Genomic DNA, 22,413 nt, shown 5'->3' with positions numbered 1-22,413 from the left:
CCATGCACGCGAACCAGGACTTTGCATTACGGCGCGCCGGTCGCAGCTTGCTTGCCTTTGGCATCACCTTCGCGCTCGGCGCTTGCGCAGTCGGTCCGAATTTCCACCGGCCGGCCGCACCAGCCAGTCAGAACTATGCCCCGACACCCATGCCCAAGACCACGGCATCGGTGCCCGGGCCGGACGGTAGTGCGCAACAGTTCGTGCGCGACATGGATATTCCGGGCCAGTGGTGGACCCTGTTCCATTCCCAACCCCTGGATCTCCTGATCGACGACTCGATCAAGCACAACCCGGATGTCGCCGCCGCGCAGGAAGCCTTGCGCGCAGCGGTGGAGAGCGTGCGTGCACAGCAAGGCCAGTACTTCCCGCAAGTCAGTGCGAGCGTGGATCCGACGCGGCAAAAGGTCGGCTCGGTGCTCACCAGCAATGTCTCTTCCAATGCCACCCTGTACAACCTCACGACGGCGCAGCTCAGCATTTCCTACACGCCGGATCTGTGGGGCGCGAATCGACGCTCGGTGGAATCGTTGGTCGCGCAGGCGGACGCGCAGCGCTTTCAGCTGGAGGCCACCTATCTCACGCTCACCACCAACGTGGTGAATGCGGCGGTGGGTGAGGCGTCGCTGCGTGCGCAGATCAATGCCACGCGGGACATGATCGACAGCCAGCAGAAAATCCTCGACACCACGCGCAAGCAGCGGGCTCTGGGTGACATGGGCGATGCCGATGTTGCCTCCCAGGAAGCGACCCTGGAACAGACACGTGCGACCTTGCCGCCTCTACAAAAACAGCTCGCCCAGCAACGCGACCTGTTGGCGGTACTCAGCGGACGTGCGCCGGATCAGGACATCGCACATTTCGAGCTCGATGCATTGCAGCTGCCGCAGGATCTTCCCTTGAGTCTGCCCGCGCGCCTGGTCGAGCAGCGCCCGGATGTACGCATGGCCGAAGCCAACCTGCATGCAGCGTGCGCACAGGTCGGGGTAGCATTCGCCGCCCGTTTGCCGAACATCAATATCTCGGCCAACGGCGGTAGCGCGACCGATCAGATGCATAACCTGTTCGGCAGCGGTACCGGCTTCTGGAATATCGGTGCGGCCATCACCGCGCCGATCTTCGACGGCGGTACGCTCAAGCATCGCCAGCGTGCTGCAGAGGCTGCCTACAAGCAGGCCGCCGAGCAGTATCGCAGCACAGTGATGTCCGCCTTGCAGAACATGGCTGACTCGATGCACGCCGTGCAGTCCGATGCGGATGCCATGGTGGCCGACGCGCGTGCCGAACGGGCAGCCGCCCACAGTCTGCAGATCGCACAGCGTGAATACGCCGTGGGCGATATCAGCATGGTGGCTTTGCTCAACGCGCAGGTGACCTATCGCCAGGCTGAGCTTGCCCTGATCCAGGCGCGTGCAGCACGTTATTCCGACAGCGTCGCCTTGTTCCAGGCAGTAGGCGGTGGCTGGTGGAATCGGCAGGACGTGGCGGCATCGACCGGCTTCAAGACCAACCGGTAAGCCAAGGCTGTACGTTTTCGCGTTGGGTTGCCCCGCGTAACCCAGCACTGCCCGGCCGCCTGTTCGGGTTACCCCGGACCAAGTCCGGGGATAACCCGAGTCCGTCTCGAACACCGCTGCGTAGGTTGGAGTAAGCGCCAGCGCACTCCAACATCGCCATCTCTGGCACGACGGTGAATCATCATTGGCCCGGGATGTTTTGCGCGCAAAACATGACATGGCAACGTTGGGATGCGCTTCGCTTACCACCAACCTACCGAGCCTGCAGCTTGCGCTGGCGACGCCGCCACCACCAAATAAGCATGGCGACCAGCGCCAGGCCGCCCAGCAGCCATAAGCTGCTTTGACCACGACGGATCCACATCCCCAGCCATTCGCGCCGGTTCGCGCCGAAGTAACCGAGATACACCCAGAACGGCACGCTGATCAGCGCGGCGAGCCCATCGAGCATCAGGAAGCGCCAGAAGCTGACCCGATGCGTGGCGCCGGCGGTGATATAGACGGCGGTACGCATGCCGGGCAGGAAGCGCGCGAAGAACATCAGGCGATTGCCGTATCGCGCGAATTTATCCTGCATTTTGACGTAACGCCGCGGCGGCATCAGCCAAGCGATCGGCTTCCACTGCAGCATGTGTTCGCCGAAATGGTGTCCTAGCAGAAACATCGCCGCATCGCCGACCAATACACCAACCATGGTCACCGCTGCCATGATGTGTACATTGGCATAGCCCAGTCCGGCAATCACGCCGCCGGCCACCAGGGTGATGTCCTCAGGTAATGGAATGCCTGCGCCGCACAGCAGCAGGGCGATGAACACCGCTACGTAGCCGTTTTCGGCAAATAGCGTGATCAGGCGTTCAAGCAAATCCATCGACGATCCTTGTTGTCGGCATGGCAGAGTGTCGCGCGTCCGGTTGCGCGTTACATGACGCCAAACTCATGATGCCGCGGTCGGCGACGGCGCGCGGGCGGCAAGCAGTTCGCGCAGCTCGGCTTTTTCGGCGCTGTCGAGCGTGCCTTCGCGGTTCTTGGCGACCAGCTCATCGCGGCGTTGATCGACGATCTGCTGCTCCATGCGCATGAGCGCATCGAAAAATTCGAGTCGTTGGGTTTCCGGCTCGCCGACCACGTTGGCCGCCATCAGTTTTTGCAAGGCGTGGTATTCCTGCTGGCGGTCCGCGAAATGTTCGACCAGCATGGCCGGGTTGATGCCCGGTCGTGCGCGGGCGGTGTCCAGCAGTTCGGCGAGCAATTCCACGCCGGGCTTTTTCAGGCGCAGAAAGCCGTAAGGCCGTTCCACCTGATCGGCGACGCCGGGTTGCGCGAGCAACAGCGAGATGGCGCTGCGAACCAGGGAGCGCTGCACGGCGACGGGGCGTTGTACGGGGCGGCGAGCGTGGGTGTCAGGCTCCAGCACGGCGCGCGCACCGCTGCGTTTTTCCAGTTCCTGCGCCATCAGGTCGCGGAATGCGCCATCCGGCAGGCGGGCAATCAGCGGGCGTGCGCGTTCGGCGAGTCGTGCGCGGCCGTCCAGGCTTGCCATATCGACATCGTGCGAGAGCTCGCTGAAGAAGTATTCCGAAAGCGGTGTCGCTTCACGAAGGCGCTTTTCAAAACCTTCCTTGCCCTCCTTGCGCACCAAGGTGTCCGGATCTTCGCCTTCCGGAAGAAACAGGAAATACGCCTGGCGTCCGTCACGCAGGCGGGGCAGGGCGGATTCCAGCGCCTTCCATGCGGCGGATCGGCCGGCGCGATCGCCGTCGAAACAGAACACCACATCCGGCGCGGCGCGGAACAACACTTCGGTATGTTCGGGCGTGGTCGCCGTGCCCAGCGTGGCGACCGCAATCGGCAGACCCGCCTGATGCAGCGCGATCACATCCATATAGCCTTCCACCACCACGATGCGCGCGAGGTTGCTGTTGGCCTGCTTTACCTGCCACAGCGCGAACAGTTCGCGGCCTTTGTGGAAGAGCGGGGTCTCCGGCGAGTTGAGATATTTCGGACCTTGCTCCGACTGCAACACCCTGCCGCCAAAAGCGATAACGCGACCGCGGCGATCCAGGATCGGAAACATCAGTCGCTCGCGGAAGCGGTCGTACTTGTTGCCACGCTCGTTGCTGGCCACCATGCCGGCTTCGGTCAGCAGCTGCATGCGCCGATCGCTGGTGCCAAGGCTGCGGATCACGCCATCAAAACCCGCCGGCGCCCAGCCGATGCGAAAGCGTTCGATGGTGGAGGCATCCAGGCCGCGCTTGGCACAGTACGCCTTGGCATCTGCATTTTTCGGCAGTTCACCTTCATACCAGCGCGCAGCGGCGTCCAGCATGGCGTACAGATCGGTCTTGTCCTCGCGCGGTGCGTTGTCGCGCGCGCCTTCATAAGGCACTTTCAGTCCGACCGATTGCGCCAGTTCTTCCACCGCATCCGGAAATTCCAGCCGCTCGTAATCCATCAGGAACTTGATGGCGCTGCCGTGCGCGGCACAGCCAAAGCAATGGAAGAATTGCTTGGCCGGGCTGACATAGAACGAGGGCGTGCGCTCGTTGTGGAACGGGCAACAGGCGGTCCATTCGCGTCCGGCTTTTTTCAACGGCACGCGCCGCTCGATCACGTCGACGATGTCGACGCGGGCAAGTAGTTCGTCGATGAAGCTGTCAGGGATGCGGCCGCGCATAGTCCAGCTAGTCTAGCCGGACGCCGCTATGCCATTCACGCTTTGCGAGGGCGGTATCGGTCGGACATTACAGAAGATGGATCAGTCCGATCACCGCCAGGATCACCAGCAGGAAAATCACCACGAAGATGGCGAACAGCACCTTGGCGATGGTGGCGGTGACGCCGGACAGGGTGCCGAAGCCCAGCCAGCCCGACACCAGCGAGACGAGGCCGAAGACGATGGCCCATTTGAGCAGATGCATGTGTTTCCCCGTGGCTTGGCCCTATCCAGGCCTGCTGGCTTATTCAAGCACGGGAACGGGGAAACATGGCGTCACCGTGGGTGACGCCATGAAACGGAGTCGTGCGATCAGCCGCCCAGACGTGCCTTGATGCGCGCGGAAACCTGGCCCATGTCGGCGCGGCCGGCCAGCTTGCCCTTCACGACGCCCACCACTTTGCCCATGTCGCGTGCGCTGCTGGCGCCGGTCTCGGCGACCGCGGCCTCGATGATGGCCTCGATCTCGGCATCGCTGAGCTTGGCCGGCATATAGGCTTCGATCACCGCCATTTCGGCGCGCTCGATATCGGCCAAGTCGTCACGGCCGGCGGCGGCGTACTGGCTGACAGAATCCTTGCGCTGCTTGAGCATCTTCTCCAGCACGGCGAGCACCTGGCTGTCGTCCAGCTGGATGCGTTCGTCCACCTCGCGCTGCTTGATCGCCGCCAGGATCAGGCGGATCACGCCAAGACGGTCCTTGTCGCCGCCACGCATGGCGGTCTTCATGTCGTCAGTGATTTGTTGCTTGAGGCTCATGGCAGGGATGCTCCGATCGATGCTGCGTAGGTTGCCGGCTTTGTCCGGTCGCAGACCACAGCACCCCGGCGAGGCAGGCTACGATCTGTCGAAACAATGGGCCGCAGCCCGGAGAGTACATGGATGTACTCGGTCCTGAGGAGCGAGGAAGGGGTGCGAACGGACGAATCCGGTGGCACCTGCGCAGCTTGGATGGGCGCATCCCTAGCTGCTTCGGAAAGCACAAAGCCGACGTTGCGGGGCAACGTCGGCCAGTGCAGGTACTTGGCTGGCAGCGGCGGCGGATGAACGCGCCCGGCTGCAAACACTTGAGCGGTCCGGCGCGAAACGCGCCCGAACTCAGGATCCGCCTGGGCGGAGAACGCTCAGTACAGGCGGGTCTTGCGCGAAACGTCGCGCGACAGACGGCGCAGATGACGCTTCACAGCAGCGGCGCGCTTGCGCTTACGCTCCTGGGTCGGCTTCTCGTAGAACTCGCGCTTGCGGGTCTCGGCGAGCACGCCGGCCTTTTCACAGGTGCGCTTGAAGCGGCGCAGGGCGAGTTCGAACGGCTCGTTCTCGCGGACTTTTACGCTGGGCATGGAAACTCCGGAATAGTAAACGGGCCCGCAGAAACGGGCGAGCCGCAAAGTATACCCTCAGACCGGTAAAAAATTCAAAGTGCCGGCAACCAAAAAGGGCGTGAGGCGCGCGAGGGTATCGCGCGGATCGGCGGTATGGGCAAAAATGGGCTTCTGCGTACCGTCATCGGTGCCTATTGATATGTCTTCCGTGCCCCATTCCCCGCTCACACTTCCCCGCCCGATCCTGGGCATTGAAACGTCCTGCGATGAAACGGGCGTGGCGCTGCTGCGCTGGGAGCCGCAGGCGCCAGGGCGAGGCTTGCTGGCGCACGCGCTTTATACCCAGATCAAGCTGCATGCGGATTACGGTGGCGTGGTGCCCGAATTGGCCAGCCGCGACCATGTGCGCAAGCTGTTGCCGCTGGTGCGCGAAGCCCTGGCCCAGGCCGGGCTGACGCCGGCTGACCTTGGCGGTGTGGCCTATACCGCCGGGCCCGGACTGGTGGGGGCCTTGCTGGTAGGTGCTGCGACCGGACGGGCGATGGCCTGGGCGCTGGGGGTGCCGGCGATCGGGGTGCACCACATGGAAGGACATCTGCTCGCGCCCTTGCTCGAAGACGACCCGCCGGAACCGCCGTTCGTGGCGTTGCTGGTGTCGGGCGGCCATTCGATGTTGGTGGAAGTACAGGCGGTGGGGCATTACCGGATTCTGGGTGACACGCTGGACGATGCCGCAGGCGAAGCCTTCGACAAAACAGCCAAGCTGATGGGGCTGCCCTATCCGGGCGGACCGGCGCTGGCGGCGCTGGCCGGTAGCGGCACGTCGGGCCGGTTCCGTTTTTCGCGCCCGATGACCGATCGCCCCGGTCTCGATTTCAGTTTCTCCGGCCTGAAGACCCAGGTGCTGCTGGCCTGGCAGCAGTCCGATCAAAGCGAACAGACGCGTGCCGACATAGCGCGCGCGTTCGAAGAAGCGATCGTCGATACGTTGTTGATCAAATGCCGCCGCGCCCTGCAAGAAACGGGCGCGCAGCGACTGGTGATCGCCGGCGGCGTCGGCGCCAACCGCCGCTTGCGCGAAGAGTTGGCGGCCGCAGGCGCCAAAGACGGCTTCAAAACCTATTTCCCCCGGCTGCAGTTCTGTACCGACAATGGCGCGATGATCGCGCTGGCCGGCGCCATCCGGCTTGCCCACGGTCAGCATCAGGATGAATCGGTGCAGGTATTTCCCCGCTGGGATCTGCAAACGCTGCCGCCGGCCGCCTGATCGCATCACGGAACTTTTAAGGATGCTCTGATCAATTCTGCGTAGGTGGCATGATGTCCAGAAGGCCTGCAGGCTGTGTGGCGCGGCGCAGGGAAGACTGGCCGTCTTGGCAAGCCGCGCGGCGCAGCATGCGGGCCTTCTGGACATCACCCCATCACTTAAATTCAATACGTTGGGGCCGAGCCTGTCTGTCCGCATGCCTGCGGTCCGTCGTCCCGCCAGACGGCCAGTCTTGTCGAGCCGACGGCCCTGTGGCCTGCGAACAGACAGGCTCGGTGACGCCTACGCACAATTGATCAGAGCATCCTTAACGCATGGATATTGTTTTTATCGAAGACCTGCGCATCGACACCGTTATCGGCATCTACGACTGGGAACGGCGCGTGCGCCAGACGTTGTCGTTCGATATCGAAATGGCGTTCGACAACACCGTGCCGGCCGCCAGCGACGACATCTCGCACACGCTCAACTACAAGGACGTGTCCAAGCGCCTGATGGCTTATGTCGGCGAGTCCAGCTTCGGCCTGGTGGAAACCCTGGCCGAGCGTTGCGCCGCGATCATTCGTGACGAATTCGGCGTGGCCTGGGTGCGGCTCAAACTTTCCAAGCCCGGTGCGGTGCGTGGTGCAAAAGCCGTGGGCGTCTGTATCGAACGCGGTAAGCGGCCGAACTGATGGCGCGGGTTTATCTCAGCCTTGGCTCCAACCAGGAGCCGCATCGCTATCTTCGAGCCGCCCTGAACGAGCTGCGCGATCGTTTCGGCAAGCTGGATGTATCGCCTGCCTATCGAAGCACTTCGGTGGGCTTCGATGGTGCGGACTTCATCAACCTTGCCGTCGGCATGGATACGGATCTCTCACCGGATGCGCTCAATGACTGGCTGCATGCGCTGGAAGATCGCCATGGTCGCCGACGTGACGTGCCTCGCTATGCCGACCGTACGCTCGATGTGGACATCGTGCTTTACGACGATCTGGTGACGCAGGGCGCAGGCCATCTGGATATTCCGCGCAAGGAATTGAAGCATGCGTTTGTGCTCAAGCCGGTGGCGGACATCGCTCCGGAGCTGCGGCACCCGGTGAGCGGACGTTCGATGGCCGAGTTATGGGCGGCCTTTCCCGCCGAGCGCGAGCCGCTGTTCGTCGAGCCGCTATAAAAACGTAAGGTTGGCGCAGGGGGCGTGCGCGCTGCCCCGGTGGTTCTCGCATTATGCTGGGAGGCAGAACCACACAGGGGAGGGTGTGACATGGCAGGCAAGTTCGCACGCAGTTGGATGTTGCTGAAGGCGAGTGCGGAGGTATTGCGCTCGGATAAATCGCTGCTGATGTTTCCGTTGATGTCCGGCATGGCCACGCTGCTGGTGGCGGCAACGTTCCTGACGCCGGTAGGGATCGAAGTGCTCGACGACCAGCGCATACGCGCCTACGGCGTGGCGCATCATGTTTCGCCGCTGCACTACGCGTTTCTGTTCTTGTTTTATCTGGCGCAGTACACGGTGATCATTTTCTTCAACACGGCGCTGGCCAGCGTGGCCACGGCGCGGCTGCGCGGCGAACAAGCCAGCGTGTCGGACGGCCTCGCCGTGGCGCGGTCGCGTTTCGGCACCATCCTCGGTTACGCGGTGATCGCGGCAACGGTAGGCATGGTGTTGCGTAGTCTGCAGGAGCGGTTTGGCTGGCTCGGCCGAATCATCGTCGGTCTGATTGGCCTGGGCTGGACAGTGGCGACCTTTCTCGTCGTGCCGGTGCTGGCGAACGAGGAGGTCGGGCCGATGGAGGCAGTACAGCGCAGTGTGGAACTGCTGAGACGCACCTGGGGCGAGAACCTGGTCGGCAACGCAGGCATCAGTGTTGCATTCGGCTTCATCACGGTAGCCGCCGTCATGGTTGCGGTGCTTCTGGTAATGGCCGCTGCCGCTGCGCATTCACTCCCGTTATTGGTGGTGACGCTGGCGATCGTGGTGGTCGGCATGGCGCTGCTGGGTATGATCCAGTCTTCGCTGCAAGGGGTTTATGCAGTTGCCCTGTACCGTTACGTGGATGAGGGCGAAGCGGGTGGCGGCTTTGATCAGACGATGCTGGAACAGGCTTTCCGTTCCAAGGGCTGATCCGAGCGAAACACAGCGTCCTTGACCGGCGCCGATGATCCACGACGGTGGCAGCGTCGGACTGCTCCGGCGTGGATCATGTCGATCAGCGCTCACGCTGTCCGTGGGTCAGCTTCAAACGTCCGCCCATCACTGCGCGATGGCGCAATGATGGGCAGGGCTTTAGATGGATACGGTGCGACCGCCGTCGACGGGGATGATCTGCCCCGTTACGAACGGCGCATCACGCAATAGCCACAGCACGGCGCCGGCAACATCTTCGGGTGTGCCGGCGCGGCCTAGCGGGGTGCGCGCCAACATGGCTTGCTGATCATCGTACGGCTTGCCATCGGTGGGCCACATCACCGCGCCGGGCGCGACGGCGTTGACACGAATCTCCGGCGCGAGGTCCAGCGCAAGGGTACGTGTCATCGCGACCAGTGCACCCTTGGCCATCACATAGAGCGGGTGATGGGCGATCGCGCGCGTCGCGTAGATATCGACGATGTTGACGATCGCGCCATGCGTAGCACGCAATGCCGGCATGGCCGCCTGGGCAAGGAAGAACGGCGCTTGCGCATTGGATGCAAACAGCTCGTTCCATTGCGCCACGCTGGCCGTACCGATCGGCGTCGGATAAAACGCCGAGGCGTTGTTGACCAGCGCATCCAGACGCCCGTAGCGGGCCAGCGTCTCGTCGACCAGTCGTGGTAACGCCTGTGTATCGGCCAGTTCGGCCTCAACGATCAGCACGCTGTCAGCGCGTTGCGCGGAGAGTTCGTCGGCCAGTGCTCGCGCTTCGTTCACCGAGTGCCGGCAATGCAGGGCAAGGTCGTAACCGGCGGTGTGGAGCGTGCGTGCGATCACGGCGCCAACACGCTTGGCACCGCCAGTGACCAGGGCGACCGGGCGCGGGTGGGGTGAACTCATGCGTCAGCTCCTGCGTGGCGACGGCGCGCAGCTTGACGCAAACGCGATGCAGCGTCACCTGTCGTGTTCTTGGGGCCTGTTAGCACTATTGGCGCTAGTACGTGCGTGTGGCGGGAATCTCGCGTGCGACTGCCTGCACCGGAGCTTCACTTTCATCCGCTGTGTCGATCTCGCTTTTGAGCATGGCGATGGCGGTGGCCGCGACCTGGCGTGTGTCGTAATAGGCGTAACCACCGACGCCGATGGCGCCGATCACCGGCATCCAGCGCGACAGACCTTCACCCAGCGCGCGCTGCGTCACTTTCACACCGATCTGCTTGGCGATGCGTTCGATCACGCTGTAAGACACACGCCGGAAGATCAGGCGATCACCCAGGCGCACCACCAGATCACGGAACGCCTGCGCCGAGGTGTGACGGAACAGGCACCACAGCATCTGCTCGCGTCCCAGTTCGGTATGCCGGCCATAGGCCGCGGCGATATCGCTGACCAGTTGCGCCTGGATTTTCCAGATCGAAATCAGCTCCGGCAAGATGGTCAGCCATCCGAGCGGCCCCGGCGGCAAGGCCAATGAGCCGGCAGTGATCGCTGCGCGCTGGGCTGCGCGCCTGGCCAGCCGGTGGGCCTCTGCTTCCGGATCGTTCTGGCTGTGCACCTTGCTGTCGGGGATCTGGCTGATGAAGTCCAGGATTGCCCGGGTCACCCGGCTGCTCGCATCGTCCCGGCCGATCACGGCCGGCAGATTCGCGCCAGATGAAGAGGTGGGGTTGGGCTCGGTCATGCCGCGCTCCGTGTTGGATCGTCTGCGGATCATAGGCCGGGCACATGGCGGTCTGATGAGGGCGGCTTAAATCCCGGAACCGGCGCATGCCGAGGCGTCGATAACGGGCATGACTTCTGGGAGGGATGCCTGGATGTAACGGAAATGTTATAACATTTCGGTCGTTACATTATATCGGTCGTTAGCCCCGACTGCCCCGAATTAGAACCATGCCCCGGAACCTTGCATGATGAAATTGTCCCCGCTCGCCCTTGGGCTCAGCCTCGCGCTCTATGCCGCTTCCAGCTATGCAGCCACAGGGACGACTCCCGCGCCGGTGATCTCTTCCGATACGTCGCCTGCCAGCGCTTCGTCGGCCGCCACGGCGCAGCAGCCGGCGGACAACGCTACCGATGACTCGGCCAATGCCGACGATTCGCGCAACCGGCGCCCGGCCAAGGTCAAGCAGCTTGGCACGGTGAGCGTGACGGCGGCCCTCGATCAGGCGCGCAACAGTCTGTCTCCGGACACCGGCAGCAGCTCCTACGTGATCACATCGCAGGACATCCAGGCCTTGCCGCTGGGCGATGCCACGCCGATGAACCAGGTGCTGCTGCAGGCGCCGGGTGTGGTGCAGGATTCCTACGGCCAGCTGCATGTACGCGGCGACCATGCCAATCTGCAGTACCGCATTGATGGTGTGTATCTTCCCGAGTCGATTGCCGGTTTCGGCCAGACGCTGGATCCGCGCACGATCCAGAGCGTAACGCTGCTCGACGGCGCGTTGCCGGCGCAGTATGGCGAGCGCACGGCTGCGGTGGTGGACATCACCACCAAATCCGGCGCCGACCTCGGCAATGGTGGCAGCGTCGGCATTACCGGCGGCTCGTTCGGCACGGTGAACCCGTATGCGTCGTACTGGGGGCATACCGGTAACTGGAGCTACTTCTTCACCGCCAATTACCTTGAAAACAACGTCGGCATCGAGAACCCGACCGCCAGCCGCGATCCAATCCACGACCATACCAACCAGGTCAAGGCGTTCGGTGATGTGTCGTACCTGATCAACAACGACACGCGCCTGAGCTTTATGTTCGGCTCCACCGACAACCGCTTCCAGATTCCGAACAATCCCGGCCTGACACCGCAGTTCGGCTATCTGGATATCACCAACTTCAACTCCGCCGATCTGAACGAGCGCCAGGACGAGGAGACGCGTTTCGGCGTGCTGGCCTTGCAAGGCAAGTTCGGCAACACGAATTACCAGGTGTCGGTGGGACAGCGCTACAGCGGACTGCAGTATTACCCTGACGAAATCGGCGACCTGATGTTCAATGGCGTTGCCGGCCAGATCAACCAGGGCGACCGTGCGTCCACCCTGCAAGCCGACTTCTCCATGCCGTGGGCTACCGACCACACCTTGCGCTACGGCTTGTATGGCGAATTTGATCGCGCTTACACCAACAACTATTCGGACACGTTCCCGGCCAATGCCGAAGGCCAGCAGACCAGCACCACGCCGATCAGCATCTTTACCGGCGATCGCATCCTGGCCAGGACCATGGCGGCCTATGTCCAGGATGAGTGGCAGATCAGCGACAACTGGACGCTCAACTACGGCCTGCGCGGTGATCGCTACGAAGCATTCCGCGAAGAAAGCCAGCTGAGCCCGCGCGTGGGCGTGGTCTGGCAGGCCACCGACAGCACCACGGTGCACGCTGGCTATTCGCGCTACTTCACGCCGCCGCAGACCGAGTTGATCTCCACCGAGAACATCGAAGCCTTCGCCGACACCACCAATGCGGTGAAGAACTACGGCAACAACACGCCGCTGGCCGAGCGCTCCAACTACTACGATATCGGTGTTTCGCAAAACCTCGGTTCGCACTGGACCCTGGGCCTGGATAACTACTACCGCGACGTGAGCCGCCTGCAGGATGAAGGCCAGTTCGGCACGGCGCTGATCTACTCCACCTTCAACTACAAGTACGGCAAGGTGCGCGGCAACGAGTTCTCCGCTACCTACAAGAACGGGCCGGTGTCTGCGTATTTCAACTTTGCCTTCAGTCGTGCGATGGGCAAGGACGTGATTACCAGCCAGTACAACTTCCCGGCCGAAGAGTTGGCGTATATCGCCGACAACTGGATCCATCTCGATCACGACCAGAAGTACACGTCGTCCGGCGGTATCGACTATGCGATTACCGACAACACCAAGGTGGGCACCGACTACCTGTTCGGCTCCGGTCTGCGTGAGGATGGTCTGACGCCGAACGGTGTTTCGCTACCCGATTACTTCCAGATGAATCTCAGCGTCTCGCACGATTTCAACTTCGACAGCTTTGGCGCTCTGCATACCAAGCTCGCGTTGATCAACGCGTTGGATCGCGTTTATGAGTTGCGAAGCGGTACCGGTGTGGGTGTGGGTGCGCCGCAGTATGGGCCGCGGCGTGGGTTGTATTTGACGTTGCAGAAAGATTTTTGAGTGGCGTGAAGCTAAAACTCCCTCTCCCCTGCGGGGAGAGGGCTGGGGTGAGGGGGCAACCTCGCAACCATTTCGCATCGGAGCGTGCTTCGATGTAGGTCAGTGCAAGACTGGCCCCTCACCTCAATCCTCTCCCCGGAGGGGAGAGGAGGCGAACGCGAAGAGCAACGTTATTTGATGTGCGCTGTTGGTTATTGCGCGGTAGGTGCGGGCACCCCGGCGTCGTGACGCAGGGCCAACCCCTTCAAAATATTCAACGCCTGCGACAACGCATAGTCGGTAGTCGCCAACTTGGCATTATCCGCACTGCCATCGCTGTTGTTGTCGCCCCCCGACGCAGCAGCTTCATTCGCCAGATGGTGCGGCAGGTCGGCTTCGGAGCTGATCGGCTCTTGCGAGTCATCCACTTTCGCCACGGTCAGATCGGCCAACGGAATATCCGGTTTGATGCCCTCGGCCTGGATCGAGGTGCCATTCGGCGTGTAGTAGCGCGCAGTAGTCAGCTTCACGGCATGGTCGGCATCGAGTGGCAGCACGGTCTGCACCACGCCCTTTCCGAAGGTGCGGCGTCCGACGATCAGGGCGCGATGGTTGTCTTTCAGTGCGCCGGAAACGATCTCCGCCGCAGAGGCCGTGCCATTGTCGGTCAGCAACACCATGGGCGCGCCGTTCAACAGGTCTCCGCCCGGATGTGCGGTGAAGGTGAGGTTGGAATCGGGCAGGCGGCCACGGGTGGTGACGATGGTGCCCGAATCGAGGAAATCATTGCTGACGCCTACTGCCGCGGTGAGCAGGCCGCCGGGGTTGGAGCGCAGGTCCAGAATGGCGCCTTTCTGCGCACCGCTCTTCTTCAGCAGGTCGCCCAGCTTCTTTTCCAGGTCGCTGGTGGTGTCATCCTGGAACTGGCTGATGCGGATATAGGCGTAACCCGGTTCCAGTTCGCGCACCTTCACGCTGGTCATCGAAATACGTTCGCGGGTCAGCGTCATGGTGACCGGCTGGTCGGCCTTTTCGTGCAGGATGCCCAGGGTGATCTTGGTACCCGGATCACCGCGCAGGGCGTCGAACATGTCGTCGATGTTGTCGGTCGTTACGATCTTGCCGTTGATCGAGGTGATCACGTCGCCCGGCTTGATTCCCGCGCGCGAGGCCGGGGTGTCGTCGATGGGGGAGACGATGCGCAGCAGGCCGTTGTCCTCCATCACCTCGATGCCGAGGCCACCGTACTGGCCGGTGGTGTCCTCGTTGAGTTCCTGCAGGCCTTCCTTGTCGAGGTACGCGCTATGCGGATCCAGGCCGGCCAGCATGCCCTTGATCGCATCGTTCATCAGGGTCTTGTTGTCGACCTTTTCCACGTAGGCCTGACGGATGATCTGGTACACATGCGCAAAATTGCGCACGTCATCGAGATCGACCTGATCCGCGGGCGCCGCGCTGCTGGATGCCTTGGCCGGGGCGTCGCTATTGGTTGCTGCATCCGTGCCCGCGTCGGGGGCCGCTTGCGCGTGCAGCAAGGGCGCCGCCAACAGCAGGGCGAGCAGGCAATGGCGGGGGAAACGCATGGGGCAAACTCCACAGAAAATAATGTGACGGCGAGGTTGAGACCGCCCTGCGCCGTCCGAATTCAATGGTCAGAGAATACGCCGATCTTCGTTGCCGGAGTGTTGTTTTGTGCGGTCAGTGGCTAGGGATAAGGGGTGGGTGGCGGGGGTGTAAATCCGCAGATTTGCTGTACCTCCCAGGCTCGTGCACCCCTGGCCCTATACTCCTTTGTCAATGCTTCTGGCTTAGCCAGGTGCGCGGATCGACCGGCTGGCCATTATGGCGCAGCTCGAAATAGACGCCATTGCTCTCGCTGGTGGTGAGCATGGCGGTACCCAGCGCCGCGCCGGCCGCCACGTCGTCGCCCACCCCATGCAGCAGGGTTTCGTTATTGCCGTACATGCTCAGCCAGCCGTTGCCGTGGCTGAGGATGATCAGCTGACCGTAGCCGCGCAGGAAGTGTGCATACACCACCCGCCCGGCGGCCACCGCATGCACTTCGGCACCGCGAGGGGCGCCAATCAGCACGCCGTTGCCGAAGCTGTGCACGGGACCCGCGGCTGGCCAAGGCAAGTTTCCACGAATGTTGGCCAGGGCCTTGCCCGGCGCACCGCTGGGTACCGTCGGATTGGCGCGTGCCTTGCGCTCGGCTTCCCGTGCCGCTTCATCGATGGCCTTTTGCAGCTTGACCAGCAGGTCATCGAGCGACTGCTCGTTCTGTTTCATCGCCGCCAGTTTTTGCGCCTGGTTTTTGTACTGTGCATCGATCTGGCTGGCGAGCTGCTGCTGTGTCTTGCGCTGTTGTTCCAGCGCACTGGCCTGCTGCGCTCGCTCGCTGCGCGTGGCCTGTAGTGCCTGCTGCTCGGTGGTGATCTGGGTTTCCAGATCCTGCAGCTTGGTCAGCTGCGCCATCAGGTCCTGCACTTTCTGCACACGATCCTGCTGAAAGTATTTGGAGTAGGCGAGTGAGCGTGCGATGCGTGCGATGTCTTCATCGCCAAGCAACAAGCGTAGATCCGAGCCATGGCCGATGGTGTAGGTAGCGCGCAGCAGATCAGCGATCGCGGCGCGCTGACTATCCAGACTCTGGCTGAGGGCATTTCGTTGCGTTTGTAACTGATCCAGTTGCTGTTGCTTGGCGGCGAGCTGCGCATCGGTATCGCGCACGGCCTTGGCGGCGGCGGCGACCGCGTCGGACTGTTTCGCCAAGGCGGCGTTGGCACTGTCACGGCGTGCGGCGGTATCGGCCTGTTCCTTGGTCAGCGCCTGCATCTTGCTGCGCAGGTCGGCGAGTTGCTGCTTGGTCTCGGCCTGCTGGGCTTCGGCCTTGCCGTCCTGGGCGGCTTGGACGGGTGCGAAAGCGCTGGCGGAAAGGATGATCGCGCAGGCGACCAGTGGGGCTAAAAGTGGGCGGAAGGCGCTGGAATGTGTCGGCATGAGGCTGATTATGTCCGAGCTGGCCTCTTCCGGCGAGATGGCGCGGATGGCGCTACGGCGCGGTCTCGCGGACATCGGCGCGCGAGTGGTCTGTTAGCGCGTGCTGTAACGGCGGACCCTGATTTTTCATTTGGACGTCTAGAAGGCTTTGACGCGACGCACAACTTGTGCGTAAAGTCGGGCCGTAAGACCCATCGCATTTGCTTGCTGCACCAAACGCGGCAGGTGTTTTGCGCCCTCACGAGCCGGAGAAAGCACAGAGGATTGGATCATGTCGGTTGTGCCGCGTTTGTACGACGCCAGTTTTGAACACGATAGCTGTGGCTTTGGTCTGGTCGCCCAGATCGATGGCCGCGCTAGCAAATGGGTCGTCGATACGGCATTCGAGGCACTGGCCAAACTGTCCCATCGCGGCGGCGTCAATGCCGATGGCGTCAGCGGCGATGGCTGCGGCGTGCTTATCCATCATCCCCACGCATGGTTGCGTGCCCTGGCCGTGGAGGCCGGCATTGCCCTGGGCGAGCGCTTCGCGGCGGGCCTGGTGTTTCTTGACGAGTCCGACACGGAAGCGCCCAAGGTATTGGAGCGCCATATCCTCGAAGAAGGCATGCGTGTCGCCGGCTGGCGCGATGTAACCGTCAATCCGGAAGCCTGCGGCCCGCTGGCGGCGGCGGCCAGACCCAGGGTGCTGCAGATCTATGTCAACGCGACGGGTGACTTGGACGATGCAAGCTTCGAGCGCGCCCTGTTCCGCGCACGCCGTCGCAGCGAAACGGCGCTAAGCAATGATCCGCAGTTCTACGTGGTATCGCTTTCCTCGCAGGTGATCGGCTACAAGGCCATGGCTGCGCCGGGACGGCTGCGCGATGTGTTCGATGACTTGCGACATCCGGCACTGGTGGCGGATGCGGTGGTGTTCCATCAGCGCTTCTCCACCAATACCACGCCGCAATGGCGTCTGGCTCAGCCCTTCCGCTTGCTCGCGCACAACGGCGAGATCAACACCATCCGCGCCAATCGCCGCTGGATGCAGACGCGCGCCGAGATCTGGCGCTCGCCGCTGGTCGAGCTGGGCGATATCGGCCCGTTTGTGCGTCAGACCGGCTCCGATTCCGAAAGCCTCGACAACGCATTGGAACTGCTGCTGGCCGGTGGCCTGGATCTGATTGCGGCCATGCGCGTGCTGGTGCCGCCGGCGTTCGCCGCGCGTGAAGGCATTGATGAGGATCTTGCTGCGTTTTACGAGTATTACGCGCTGCATAGCGAGCCCTGGGATGGCCCTGCGGGCCTGGTGATGTGCGATGGCCGCTACGCCGCCTGCACGCTGGACCGCAACGGCCTGCGTCCCGCACGCTGGGCCTTGTCCGACGACAACCATCTGATCGTCGCCTCCGAAGCCGGCCTGTGGGATGTGCCGAGTGCGCGCGTGGTGGCCAAGGGGCGGCTTGCGCCCGGAGAAATGATCGCGGTCGACTTCGCCACCCATCGTTTGCTGCATGACGCCGATATCGACGATATCAACCGCAAGCGCGCGCCCTACCGTGACTGGTTGCGCGCGGGCGTGAGCTACCTCGAATCGGACCTGATCGATCCGTCGCTGGCTGCCGAACCGCTGCCTGCCGACGAACTGCGTTGCTATCAGAAGCTCTACGGGCTGTCGCGCGAGGAACGTGAAACAGTACTCAAGGTCATTGCCGAACTGGAGGCCGAGGCCACCGGTTCGATGGGCGATGACACGCCCATCGCGGCGATGTCGCGCCAGGTGCGTCCGCTGTTCGATCGTTTCCGCCAGGGCTTTGCCCAAGTCACCAATCCGCCGATCGATCCGCTGCGCGAAAAGCTGGTGATGTCGCTGGTCACGCAGATCGGGCCGGAAGGCAACGTGTTCGAGCTCAAGCCCGAGAACGCCAAGCAGATCCTGATCAATTCGCCGATCCTTTCGCAGCGCAAACTGCGCCAGTTGCTGGCGATGCCGCAATACAAAGACGCGCCGCGCTTCGACCTGATGTACGCGCCGGCGGAAGGGCTGGAAGCGGCGCTGCGCCGCCTGTGCCGCGAAGTCGCGCAAGCGGTGCGCGACGGATGTTCCATCGTCTTCCTCAGCGATCGTTATCCGCGGCGCGATCACCTGCCGATTCACGCCCTGCTCGCTACGGGCGCGGTGCACGCTTATCTGATTGACGAAGGTTTGCGCTGCCAGTGCAACATCCTGGTGGAAACGGCGACACCGCGTGATCCGCACCAGTTTGCCTGCCTGATCGGTTACGGCGCGACCGCCATCTATCCATGGTTGGCCTACCAAAGCCTGTTCGAGCTGGGCCACGAAGGTCACATCGAAGGTGACCGGCAGGAGATCGGCCGCAGCTATCGCCGTGGCATTCGCAAGGGTTTGTTGAAGATCCTGTCCAAGATGGGCATTTCCACCATTGCCGGTTATCGCGGCGCCCAGCTGTTCGAAATCGTCGGCTTGGCGCCAGAGGTGGTGGAGTTGTGTTTCCCCGGCACGCCCTCACGCATCGGCGGCGCCGGCTTCGCCGAGCTGGAGCATGAGCAGCGGCTGCTTGCCGCCGAAGCATGGAACGAGGCGCTGCCGTTGCGCGCCGGCGGTCTCTACAAATATGTGCATGGCGGCGAATACCACATGTACAACCCGGACGTGATCGGCAGCCTGCAGAAAGCCGTGCGCACCGGCCATTTCGCCGACTATCGCACCTATGCCGAGGTCGTCGACCGTCGACCGTCGTCGGCCTTGCGCGATCTGCTCGGCTTGAAGCCCGCTTCGGCGCCGATTTCGGTGGAAGAGGTCGAGCCGGTGGAGGCGATCCTAAAGCGCTTCGACTCGGCCGGCATGTCGCTGGGTGCGTTGTCGCCGGAAGCGCATGAGGCACTTGCGATTGCGATGAATCGTCTTGGTGCGCGCAGCAATTCCGGCGAAGGCGGCGAGGATCCGGCGCGCTACGGCACCGAGCGTGCGTCGAAGATCAAGCAGGTCGCGTCGGGGCGCTTCGGTGTCACGCCGGCGTATCTGGTCAATGCGGAAGTCCTGCAGATCAAGATCGCACAAGGCGCGAAGCCGGGCGAGGGCGGTCAGCTTCCCGGGCACAAGGTGGATAGCACCATCGCGCGGCTGCGTTACGCCAAACCCGGCATCGGCTTGATTTCACCGCCGCCGCATCACGATATCTATTCCATCGAAGACCTGGCCGAACTGATTCACGACCTGAAGGAGGTGAATCCGGATGCACTGGTGTCGGTGAAGCTGGTTTCACACGCGGGTGTCGGCACGGTCGCCGCAGGTGTGGTGAAGGCCGGGGCGGATCTGATCACCGTCAGCGGACACGATGGCGGCACCGGTGCCAGTCCGTTGACCTCGATCAAATACGCCGGCACGCCGTGGGAACTTGGGCTGGCCGAAACGCAGCAGACCTTGCGTCGCAACGATCTGCGCGGGCGGGTGCGCCTGCAAACAGACGGCGGCTTGAAGACCGGCCTGGATGTGATCAAGGCCGCACTGCTTGGCGCCGAAAGCTTCGGCTTCGGCACCGGGCCGATGGTGGCGCTGGGTTGCAAATATCTGCGCATCTGCCATCTGAATAATTGCGCGACCGGCGTGGCGACCCAGCATCCGGTGCTGCGCAAGGATCACTTTATCGGCCTGCCCGAGATGGTGATGAACTATTTCAGCTTTATCGCCCAGGATGTGCGCGCGCACCTGGCGCAGCTCGGCGCACGCAGCCTGGGCGAGATCGTGGGACGCACCGATCTGCTGGAACAGCTCGACGAGGGCACGCCGGTCCAGCACAAGCTTGATCTCACCCCGCTGATCGATGGTGTAGGCCTTAGCGCCAGCAGCGATTTCGCCTGCACCCTGCCGCGCAACCCGATGCGTGACGAAGCCGAGTTGGCGTCGCGCATTGCCGCAAATACGGCGGCCGCGGTGGCGGGCAAGACGGGTGGACGTTTCAGCTATCGCATCGCAAATACTGACCGCGCCGTCGGCGCACGCCTGTCCGGCGAGGTGGCGCGCCGGCACGGCGATCACGGCATGGACGCGCATCCGATCGAACTGAAACTGCAAGGCGCTGCGGGACAAAGCCTGGGCGCATGGAATGCCGGCGGTGTGCATATCGAGCTGGTCGGCGAAGCCAACGACGGCGTCGGCAAGGGCATGGCGGGTGGTCGGATCGTCGTACGTCCGCCTGCTGATGTGCCGTATGCCAGCCAGGACGCCGCGATCATCGGCAACACCTGCCTGTACGGTGCAACCGATGGCGAGTTGTATGCCGCGGGTCGCGCCGGCGAACGCTTCGCCGTGCGCAATTCCGGTGCACTGGCGGTCATCGAAGGGGCGGGTGATCACTGCTGCGAATACATGACGGGCGGCGTTGTCGCCGTTCTCGGCAAGGTCGGTCTCAACTTCGGCGCCGGCATGACCGGTGGTTTTGCTTACGTGCTGGATATCGAGCGTGACTTCGTTGACTGCTACAACCACGAGCTGGTCGACATCCTGCGCATTTCGCCCGAGGGGATGGAAAACTACATGCAGCATTTGCGGCGGCTGGTGACTCGTCACGTCGAACTGACCGACAGCGATTGGGGTCGTCAGATCCTGCGCGACTTCCGCGGACTGCAATACAAGTTCTGGTTGGTGAAACCCAAGGCGGCGAGCCTGGCCGTGCTGGCGGAGGAGCTTAGACGAGCGGCGTAAAGCGAGGAGTGAGTGGAGAGGAGTGAGGAGTGAGAGAACAGCAAAAAAGCACCTCCTGCTTCGTCCTCGGCCATCACTCCGATTCGCGCCTTTCTCTTACTTCTCACTCCTCTCCCTTCTCTCTTGGTAACCAGCGATGAGCAAAATCTTCCAATTCCTCGATGTGCCCCGACAGCCGCCACGCACGGTGCCCGTGGCGGTGCGTGTGCTCGGTTATGGCGAAATCGGTGGCGACTTCGCCTCGCCGCAGGCGGCGACGCAGGCGGAGCGCTGCATCGATTGCGGTAATCCGTATTGCGAACATGCCTGTCCGGTTCACAACTACATTCCGAACTGGCTGAAGCTGGTGCAGCAGGGGCGCATTCTCGAAGCCGCCACCCTGATGCACGAAACCAATCCGTTGCCGGAAATCTGTGGCCGCGTGTGTCCTCAGGATCGTCTCTGCGAGGGCGCCTGCACGCTGGAACAGACCGAATTCGGTTCGGTCACCATCGGCAGCATCGAGCGCTGGGTGACGGATGAAGCGCTGCGGCAGGGCTGGCGTCCCGATCTATCCAAGGTGCGCGAAACCGGGCATCGCGTGGCGGTGATCGGGGCGGGGCCGGCGGGCCTGGCTTGCGCCGATCGCTTGCGTCGCGCTGGCATCGCAGTGGATGTCTACGATCGCCAGCGTGAGATTGGCGGCCTGCTCACCTTCGGCATTCCGCCGTTCAAGCTCGACAAGGGCGTGGTGCGTACGCGGCGCGAGGTGCTCGAAGGCATGGGGGTGCGTTTCCTGCTCGGCCAGGATATCGGCCGCGATGTGCAATTCGGCGCCTTGCTGGATGATTACGACGCCGTCTTCGTCGGCACCGGTGCCTACACCTTCGTCGATGGCCAATTGCCCGGACGCGAACTGCAAGGCGTGCACGACGCTCTGCCGTTCCTGATTGCCAATACCGAGCGTCTGTTGCGCGATGAGCCCGCCTCGTTGTTCGATTTCCGCGACAAGCACGTCGTCGTGCTCGGCGGCGGTGACACCGGCATGGATTGCAATCGCACCGCGATCCGTCTGGGCGCCGCATCCGTCACCTGTGTTTATCGGCGCGACGAAGCGAGCATGCCGGGCTCGGCGCGCGAGGTCAGCTACAGCCGCGAAGAAGGCGTGACCTTCCTGTTCCAGCGGCAACCGGTAGCCATTCTGGATGACGGCCATGGTCAGGTGCGCGGTGTACGCGTGGTCGAAACACGACTGGTGGATGGCGGCGATGGACGGTCGCGGCCGCAGAACATTCCCGGCAGCGAATCGGAGATCGTTGCGGACGTTGTGATTCAATCCTTCGGTTTTCTGCCCAGCCCACCGGATTGGTTGGCTGCGCATGGCGTCGAGCTGTCGGCGTCGGGCAAGGTGGTGACGGGTGCTGCGGGCCGGCTTCCGCAGCAGACCAGCAACCCGCGCATTTTTGCCGGCGGCGACAATGTTCGCGGCGCCGACCTGGTCGTTCGCGCGGTCTATGACGGCCGCGAAGCGGCCACCAGCATCGCCACCTTGCTGGCGAAGAAACCGGCCAGGGAAGTCGCTTCGGCGTGTTAGGCGCCGAAGCATCGAACCGCATGGCCAGGCATGCTGGCGAGCAAGCGCATTGTCATTGACAATGCGCGCA

The 22,413-nt window shown here is 62.9% G+C and carries 17 protein-coding genes; 8 read left to right on the top strand and 9 right to left on the bottom strand.

Annotated elements, in window-relative coordinates; all coding sequences use genetic code 11:
• Positions 1-2: 2 nt before the first annotated feature.
• A complete protein-coding gene (locus tag ISP19_RS08865; RefSeq protein WP_204681004.1) occupies positions 3-1,517 on the top strand; it encodes an efflux transporter outer membrane subunit in 1,515 nt (504 codons plus the stop codon).
• Between the two features lie 253 nt (positions 1,518-1,770).
• Here ISP19_RS08865 and ISP19_RS08860 read toward each other — a convergent pair whose 3' ends face one another.
• From ISP19_RS08860 to rpsU, 5 genes are all read right to left on the bottom strand, one after another.
• Positions 1,771-2,388 carry a DedA family protein gene (locus tag ISP19_RS08860; RefSeq protein ID WP_204681003.1) on the bottom strand — a complete coding sequence of 206 codons (618 nt, stop codon included), beginning with the start codon at positions 2,386-2,388 and terminating at the stop codon, positions 1,771-1,773.
• 66 nt (positions 2,389-2,454) lie between these two features.
• A complete protein-coding gene (dnaG, locus tag ISP19_RS08855; RefSeq protein WP_204681002.1) occupies positions 2,455-4,194 on the bottom strand; it encodes a DNA primase in 1,740 nt (579 codons plus the stop codon).
• Positions 4,195-4,261: 67 nt separating this feature from the next.
• The gene (locus ISP19_RS08850; protein WP_204681159.1) at positions 4,262-4,432 is read right to left on the bottom strand and encodes a DUF1328 domain-containing protein; all 171 of its coding nucleotides are present in this window, start codon (positions 4,430-4,432) and stop codon (positions 4,262-4,264) included.
• 113 nt (positions 4,433-4,545) lie between these two features.
• Complete coding sequence (locus tag ISP19_RS08845) at positions 4,546-4,992, bottom strand: GatB/YqeY domain-containing protein (RefSeq protein ID WP_204681001.1); 447 nt, start codon at positions 4,990-4,992, stop codon at positions 4,546-4,548.
• A 365-nt stretch (positions 4,993-5,357) separates the two neighbouring features.
• The gene (rpsU, locus tag ISP19_RS08840; protein ID WP_115477777.1) at positions 5,358-5,573 is read right to left on the bottom strand and encodes a 30S ribosomal protein S21; all 216 of its coding nucleotides are present in this window, start codon (positions 5,571-5,573) and stop codon (positions 5,358-5,360) included.
• A 181-nt stretch (positions 5,574-5,754) separates the two neighbouring features.
• On the opposite strand from rpsU, the gene tsaD reads away from it, so the two are divergent.
• From tsaD to ISP19_RS08820, 4 genes are all read left to right on the top strand, one after another.
• Positions 5,755-6,822 carry a tRNA (adenosine(37)-N6)-threonylcarbamoyltransferase complex transferase subunit TsaD gene (tsaD, locus tag ISP19_RS08835; protein ID WP_204681000.1) on the top strand — a complete coding sequence of 356 codons (1,068 nt, stop codon included), beginning with the start codon at positions 5,755-5,757 and terminating at the stop codon, positions 6,820-6,822.
• Positions 6,823-7,136: 314 nt separating this feature from the next.
• Complete coding sequence (gene folB, locus ISP19_RS08830) at positions 7,137-7,496, top strand: dihydroneopterin aldolase (RefSeq protein WP_204680999.1); 360 nt, start codon at positions 7,137-7,139, stop codon at positions 7,494-7,496.
• The gene (folK, locus tag ISP19_RS08825; RefSeq protein ID WP_204680998.1) at positions 7,496-7,978 is read left to right on the top strand and encodes a 2-amino-4-hydroxy-6-hydroxymethyldihydropteridine diphosphokinase; all 483 of its coding nucleotides are present in this window, start codon (positions 7,496-7,498) and stop codon (positions 7,976-7,978) included. Before folB ends, folK begins: the two co-directional genes overlap by 1 nt.
• A gap of 90 nt (positions 7,979-8,068) precedes the next feature.
• Positions 8,069-8,929, top strand: a complete 861-nt coding sequence (locus ISP19_RS08820) for a DUF6159 family protein (RefSeq protein WP_204680997.1) — start codon at positions 8,069-8,071, stop codon at positions 8,927-8,929.
• A gap of 162 nt (positions 8,930-9,091) precedes the next feature.
• On the opposite strand, the gene ISP19_RS08815 is transcribed toward ISP19_RS08820, so the two are convergent.
• Entirely contained in the window at positions 9,092-9,838 is a 747-nt protein-coding gene (locus ISP19_RS08815; RefSeq protein ID WP_204680996.1) for a pteridine reductase, read from the bottom strand.
• A 94-nt stretch (positions 9,839-9,932) separates the two neighbouring features.
• Complete coding sequence (locus ISP19_RS08810; RefSeq protein WP_204680995.1) at positions 9,933-10,619, bottom strand: hypothetical protein; 687 nt, start codon at positions 10,617-10,619, stop codon at positions 9,933-9,935.
• A 229-nt stretch (positions 10,620-10,848) separates the two neighbouring features.
• Here ISP19_RS08810 and ISP19_RS08805 point away from each other — a divergent pair, with 229 nt between their 5' ends.
• Positions 10,849-13,083: a TonB-dependent receptor gene (locus ISP19_RS08805; RefSeq protein WP_204681157.1), complete on the top strand. Its 2,235-nt coding sequence runs from the start codon at positions 10,849-10,851 to the stop codon at positions 13,081-13,083.
• 191 nt (positions 13,084-13,274) lie between these two features.
• Here ISP19_RS08805 and ISP19_RS08800 read toward each other — a convergent pair whose 3' ends face one another.
• Together ISP19_RS08800 and ISP19_RS08795 are read right to left on the bottom strand one after the other, a co-directional pair.
• Positions 13,275-14,645, bottom strand: a complete 1,371-nt coding sequence (locus tag ISP19_RS08800; RefSeq protein ID WP_204680994.1) for a S41 family peptidase — start codon at positions 14,643-14,645, stop codon at positions 13,275-13,277.
• Positions 14,646-14,856: 211 nt separating this feature from the next.
• The gene (locus ISP19_RS08795; RefSeq protein WP_239556686.1) at positions 14,857-16,137 is read right to left on the bottom strand and encodes a murein hydrolase activator EnvC family protein; all 1,281 of its coding nucleotides are present in this window, start codon (positions 16,135-16,137) and stop codon (positions 14,857-14,859) included.
• 196 nt (positions 16,138-16,333) lie between these two features.
• Here ISP19_RS08795 and gltB point away from each other — a divergent pair, with 196 nt between their 5' ends.
• Positions 16,334-20,770: a glutamate synthase large subunit gene (gene gltB / locus ISP19_RS08790; protein WP_204680993.1), complete on the top strand. Its 4,437-nt coding sequence runs from the start codon at positions 16,334-16,336 to the stop codon at positions 20,768-20,770.
• Between the two features lie 136 nt (positions 20,771-20,906).
• Positions 20,907-22,343, top strand: a complete 1,437-nt coding sequence (locus ISP19_RS08785; RefSeq protein ID WP_204680992.1) for an FAD-dependent oxidoreductase — start codon at positions 20,907-20,909, stop codon at positions 22,341-22,343.
• Positions 22,344-22,413 lie beyond the last annotated feature (70 nt).

It is taken from the genome of Dyella flava (assembly GCF_016904955.1).
In the GTDB taxonomy this organism is placed as follows: domain Bacteria; phylum Pseudomonadota; class Gammaproteobacteria; order Xanthomonadales; family Rhodanobacteraceae; genus Dyella_B; species Dyella_B flava.
Note: the sequence above shows the minus strand (reverse complement) of the source record. Positions and strands in the feature narration are given on the sequence as shown.

Coding starts and splice junctions, on each gene's coding strand:
- folK (WP_204680998.1), top strand. CDS start 7,496: ATGGCGCGGGTTTATCTCAGCCTTGGCTCCAACCAGGAGCCGCATCGC.
- gltB (WP_204680993.1), top strand. CDS start 16,334: ATGTCGGTTGTGCCGCGTTTGTACGACGCCAGTTTTGAACACGATAGC.
- rpsU (WP_115477777.1), bottom strand. CDS start 5,573: ATGCCCAGCGTAAAAGTCCGCGAGAACGAGCCGTTCGAACTCGCCCTG.
- ISP19_RS08795 (WP_239556686.1), bottom strand. CDS start 16,137: ATGTCCGCGAGACCGCGCCGTAGCGCCATCCGCGCCATCTCGCCGGAA.
- folB (WP_204680999.1), top strand. CDS start 7,137: ATGGATATTGTTTTTATCGAAGACCTGCGCATCGACACCGTTATCGGC.
- ISP19_RS08865 (WP_204681004.1), top strand. CDS start 3: ATGCACGCGAACCAGGACTTTGCATTACGGCGCGCCGGTCGCAGCTTG.
- dnaG (WP_204681002.1), bottom strand. CDS start 4,194: ATGCGCGGCCGCATCCCTGACAGCTTCATCGACGAACTACTTGCCCGC.
- ISP19_RS08820 (WP_204680997.1), top strand. CDS start 8,069: ATGGCAGGCAAGTTCGCACGCAGTTGGATGTTGCTGAAGGCGAGTGCG.
- ISP19_RS08805 (WP_204681157.1), top strand. CDS start 10,849: ATGAAATTGTCCCCGCTCGCCCTTGGGCTCAGCCTCGCGCTCTATGCC.
- tsaD (WP_204681000.1), top strand. CDS start 5,755: ATGTCTTCCGTGCCCCATTCCCCGCTCACACTTCCCCGCCCGATCCTG.
- ISP19_RS08800 (WP_204680994.1), bottom strand. CDS start 14,645: ATGCGTTTCCCCCGCCATTGCCTGCTCGCCCTGCTGTTGGCGGCGCCC.
- ISP19_RS08845 (WP_204681001.1), bottom strand. CDS start 4,992: ATGAGCCTCAAGCAACAAATCACTGACGACATGAAGACCGCCATGCGT.
- ISP19_RS08815 (WP_204680996.1), bottom strand. CDS start 9,838: ATGAGTTCACCCCACCCGCGCCCGGTCGCCCTGGTCACTGGCGGTGCC.
- ISP19_RS08860 (WP_204681003.1), bottom strand. CDS start 2,388: ATGGATTTGCTTGAACGCCTGATCACGCTATTTGCCGAAAACGGCTAC.
- ISP19_RS08785 (WP_204680992.1), top strand. CDS start 20,907: ATGAGCAAAATCTTCCAATTCCTCGATGTGCCCCGACAGCCGCCACGC.
- ISP19_RS08810 (WP_204680995.1), bottom strand. CDS start 10,619: ATGACCGAGCCCAACCCCACCTCTTCATCTGGCGCGAATCTGCCGGCC.